Below are 3,822 nucleotides of genomic sequence, written 5' to 3' on the forward strand. Positions count from 1 at the left end.
GTTGCCACGTGCCGTAGTCTTCGGCGGCGGTGAAAAAGCGCTCGTTCATGGGCACGCCGTTCTGGCCCCATGCATCGAGATTGGCGACCCAGGCCTGCAAGCCGTACATCACGAACAGCCGGCTCTGCTCCCAAGCCTCGTCAAAATCGGGCACGCCCTGCGCCCCGGTGGCGATAAGGTATTCGCGGTATTGCTTCACCATGTCCTTATGGTGCTTGCGCCGTTCCTCGATGCTCAGCGCGCCGATCACGAAATAGGTCAGGTCACGCCAAGGCCGTCCGCGCCGCACCAGTTGCCAGTCCAGCCACAGCCGCTCGCCTTCGGGAAGGATGTATGTGTTACCCTGGTGGCAATCACCCAGCACGATGCAGTGCGGTGCGTCATAGGCGCGCTCGATCTCGCCCAGCCGGTCGAACGCGCGTTCCACCTTGCGCGGATCATCCAGGTAGTGCTGCGGCGCGACTTCGCAGAAGGCCGGATCCTTCAGGTTGGCTTCGATCCATTGCCACATGATCCGCACCTGGTCGCTGTCAACCGGGGTGTCCATCTGGGTCTGTAGCCAGGGCGCATTGGCGGGGCTGATCTTGTCTCTGCCCCACAGGCTGCCATGAAGCTTCGCCAGCCCTTCCAGATTGGCCATGATCATGTCGACGCCGTTGGCATCGGTGCTGTGGCCGAATTTCCCGCCGCGCTGGACCAGGTCTTCCAGCACTACGAAGCCGTGCGCGCTGCCATCGTCGTCCCAGTCGGCGTAGTAGCACGTCGCCGTCGGAACCTTCATTTCCTGCACCATAAAATGGTAGAAACGGGCTTCCAGGGCATGAATATCGACATTGTCGAAAGAGCCCGACCAGTTCGCTTTCATGCACACATGGTCGGGCAGGCCCGCCGCTTTGCCGGCATCGTTCCAGTCAACCTTAACGCCATTTGGTGGTGTGGCTGTTGAGCAGTTCAACCGTCTCCATAGAGTTGGCGGCAACACCAGGATACTTGTAGCTCATCATCCGGCCCAGCCACGCAGCATCCACCTGGTCCAGACTGGTCGGAAGTTTCTCCGTGCGGGCCGGGTAGGGCCGGGGCACGCAGTTCGGATCAACGATTGCGGCCTTGTATTGAGCGGGGGCTTGCGGATCCATGGTCAACTCCTGGCGACTTGTGATTTCTTGATTTGAAGGCTGGCCAGCAGCAGCAGGATGCCGCCGACAACACAGAACATCATTGCCGCTGCGATGCCCCAGGCAACGCCATCGCGGCCGCCCACTTCATCGGCGACCCTGCCGATCAACCATGCGCCAAGGCCCACGCCGATCAGGTTCGCGCTAAGCTGCACGAAGGATACTGCCAGGCCGCGCAGTTGCGGCCCTGCGATGGTCACGATCACAGCGTAGATCGGGCCATTATAGGATGAGCTGAAGATACCAGCGGCAAAGACCAGCACGATCGCCAGCGTGGTATCGCTTGCGCCCACGGCGGCGAGCCCGGTGATGGCGGTCAGGAACGGGATGATCGCACCCAGCAAAGCGGTCAGGCCCGGATCGAAGCCGCCACGAGCGGCATTGATCCGGTCCGTGCCCCATCCAGCCACCAGATTGCCGAGAGATCCCAGGATGCCATAGGCGATGGCCACGACCATGCCGGCACTGGAGATTGCCAGGTCATGGCTGTCGATCAGGAACGTGGCGAGCCATGTGCTCATCCCATAGATGCCGGTGGCGATGCAGGTGATGGCAGCAATGCAGAAGAAGATGCCGGGCCTGCCGAGCAATTCCCCCGCGCGCTGGCGGAAGGGACCGGATGCTTCTTCGGACGGCGCGTCCTGCTGCCCGCGTTTAGGTTCGCGGATCGTCAGGAACAGCAGGGGGGCCAGCATCAGGCCGGGAATTCCGGCCGCGACGAAGGCCCATCGCCAGCCGTAAATCTCCACGATCCAGCCGCCCAGAAAGAATGCCAGCGCCGTGCCGATGCCGGTGCTGAGATACCAGATGCCGATGGCGGTGGCGCGCTTGTCCGTGCCGAAATAGTCGGACAGCAGCGACATGCCTGTGGGAGATCCGCCGGCTTCCGCCACGCCAACTGCGGCGCGGCCCAACAGCATGGTCCAGAAACCCGTGGCAGCGCCGCACAGCGCGGTGGCTCCGCTCCAAGCGCTAAGCGCAAAGGTCATGAGGTTCTTGCGGTTGAATCGGTCCACGGCGTAACCGAAGGGCAGGGCTGCGATGGCAAAGGGAATACCGTATGCCAGGCCTGCAAGGATACCGAGCTGTTCGCCAGACAGGCTGAATTCGTTGCCCAAGGGCTTCAGCACCAGGCCGATGATGGCCCTGTCGATCCCGTGACAAGTCTGGGCAATTGTCAAAATGGCAAGCACATACCAACGGTAGTTGCCTTGCTCCTTGCTGATAGAGGCGCCAGCCATCCAAATTCCTCTCTCGTCACCCTGCATTGCAGAGCCGCCCATGCCGCAACCTGTCCAAGGAAAGGCGCGGGCGGCGAGGCACCGCGTGATGATGCGAAAACGGAGAGAAAAACCGGCATGACGCAGGAAGAACAAAACAAGGAAATTGCCCGCCGTTTCCTGGGCGCGGTAGAGGCTGGTGACATCGATACGATCGAGGCCTTGCAGGCACCCGAATGTAGCTGGTGGATCATCGGGACCGGCGAATTGTCGCGGGAATCCTATACAGATGCGGTCAAAGGCATGTTGCTGACCGCTTCCCCGCGCAAGGTCGAGATCATCGGCATAATAGCTGAAGGTGATGCCGTTGCCGCAGAGGTCCGCTCCGAGATGCATTTCGGCGAGCGGGTCTATGCCAATGAATACCATGACCTGTTCGTGATCAGGGACGGCCAGATCGTGCACGGGCGCGAGTATTTTGACACAAGTAAAGTCGCCGCTTTCTTCGGATCGCAAGGGGATGCAGCATGAACCCTGAAATCGCAGTGCGCCAATTCCTCTCGCTCTTCCATACCCGCAAGCTTGATGTCGCGGCGGTGCGGGCCTTGCTGGCAGACGGTGCCCGGTATCAGCCGGTCGTTCCGATCGCGCCAGTCAGGCAGGGTGCGGATGCCATCTGCGAAGAGCTGGAACGCCAGTACGAACTTTACGACGAATGTGCCTGCGCCATTCTGAGCCTCGCCGTTTCCGGCTCCACCGTGTTCACGGAACGGGTCGATACCTGTCGCCAGCTGAAAGACGGACGGGAAACGACCACCAGTGTTGTCGGCGTGTTCGACCTGGATGATGCGGGCAAGATCGTATGGTGGCGGGAATATTGGGATGGTCTGGATTGCGCCGGGCAACTGGGGATCGATGACCAGGTTATGCGTTCGCTCATGTGTGCTTGAGGGGAATGGCGATGCAGTACGAAGTAGTGGTTATGGGGTCTGGCGGTGCAGGCCTGACAGCAGCGCTGGTCGCCGCCAAGGCGGGCCGCAAGGTGGCCGTTCTGGAAAAGGCGCCGCACTTTGGCGGGACGACTGCGATCTCCGGTGGCGGCGTGTGGATTCCCGAAAGTCCGCAGGCGGTTGCGGCAGGCGTAGATGACAGTAAGCAGAAGGCGCTCGACTACTGCCTGTCGGTGGTGGGCAACCGGGCAGAGCGTGAGCTGATCGAAGCCTATATCGAAACAGGGCCGGAAATGGTCGAGTGGCTGGAGGCCAACAGTTCGGTCAATTTCCTGCTCTCTCCACCTTCCAGCGACTGGTATCCGGACGTTGAGGGAGCAATGCACGAAGGGCGATTGCTCGCGCCCGCCGAATATGACGGCAAGCAACTTGGCCCGCATTTTGACAGCCTGTCCAGGCCGCGCCAGGAATTCAACG

Annotated in this window: 6 protein-coding genes; 3 read left to right on the forward strand and 3 right to left on the reverse strand. The window is 61.2% G+C overall.

The features are described 5' to 3' along the window. The 3 genes from C0456_RS19680 to C0456_RS19690 form a co-directional block, all read right to left on the reverse strand. On the reverse strand, window positions 1-865 hold an 865-nt coding region (locus C0456_RS19680; RefSeq protein ID WP_291056121.1), incomplete at its 3' end, for an oxidoreductase family protein. 52 nt (window positions 866-917) lie between these two features. Then, complete coding sequence (locus tag C0456_RS19685) at window positions 918-1,136, reverse strand: hypothetical protein (RefSeq protein WP_291056124.1); 219 nt, start codon at window positions 1,134-1,136, stop codon at window positions 918-920. Window positions 1,137-1,138: 2 nt separating this feature from the next. Beyond that, window positions 1,139-2,458, reverse strand: coding sequence for a spinster family MFS transporter (locus C0456_RS19690; RefSeq protein WP_367179321.1), 1,320 nt, complete (start codon window positions 2,456-2,458; stop codon window positions 1,139-1,141). 75 nt (window positions 2,459-2,533) lie between these two features. Between C0456_RS19690 and C0456_RS21015 the strand changes: the two genes are divergently transcribed. From C0456_RS21015 to C0456_RS19700, 3 genes are all read left to right on the forward strand, one after another. Then, entirely contained in the window at window positions 2,534-2,926 is a 393-nt protein-coding gene (locus tag C0456_RS21015) for a nuclear transport factor 2 family protein (RefSeq protein WP_067399174.1), read from the forward strand. Next, window positions 2,923-3,345, forward strand: a complete 423-nt coding sequence (locus C0456_RS19695) for a limonene-1,2-epoxide hydrolase family protein (RefSeq protein WP_067399176.1) — start codon at window positions 2,923-2,925, stop codon at window positions 3,343-3,345. Before C0456_RS21015 ends, C0456_RS19695 begins: the two co-directional genes overlap by 4 nt. Window positions 3,346-3,356: 11 nt before the next feature. Further along, on the forward strand, window positions 3,357-3,822 hold a 466-nt coding region (locus tag C0456_RS19700; RefSeq protein WP_291056132.1), incomplete at its 3' end, for an FAD-dependent oxidoreductase.

This window comes from Hyphomonas sp. (genome assembly GCF_013823385.1).
In the GTDB taxonomy this organism is placed as follows: Bacteria; Pseudomonadota; Alphaproteobacteria; order Caulobacterales; family Hyphomonadaceae; genus Hyphomonas.

Coding starts and splice junctions, on each gene's coding strand:
- C0456_RS19685 (WP_291056124.1), bottom strand. CDS start 1,136: ATGGATCCGCAAGCCCCCGCTCAATACAAGGCCGCAATCGTTGATCCG.
- C0456_RS19690 (WP_367179321.1), bottom strand. CDS start 2,458: ATGGGCGGCTCTGCAATGCAGGGTGACGAGAGAGGAATTTGGATGGCT.
- C0456_RS21015 (WP_067399174.1), top strand. CDS start 2,534: ATGACGCAGGAAGAACAAAACAAGGAAATTGCCCGCCGTTTCCTGGGC.
- C0456_RS19695 (WP_067399176.1), top strand. CDS start 2,923: ATGAACCCTGAAATCGCAGTGCGCCAATTCCTCTCGCTCTTCCATACC.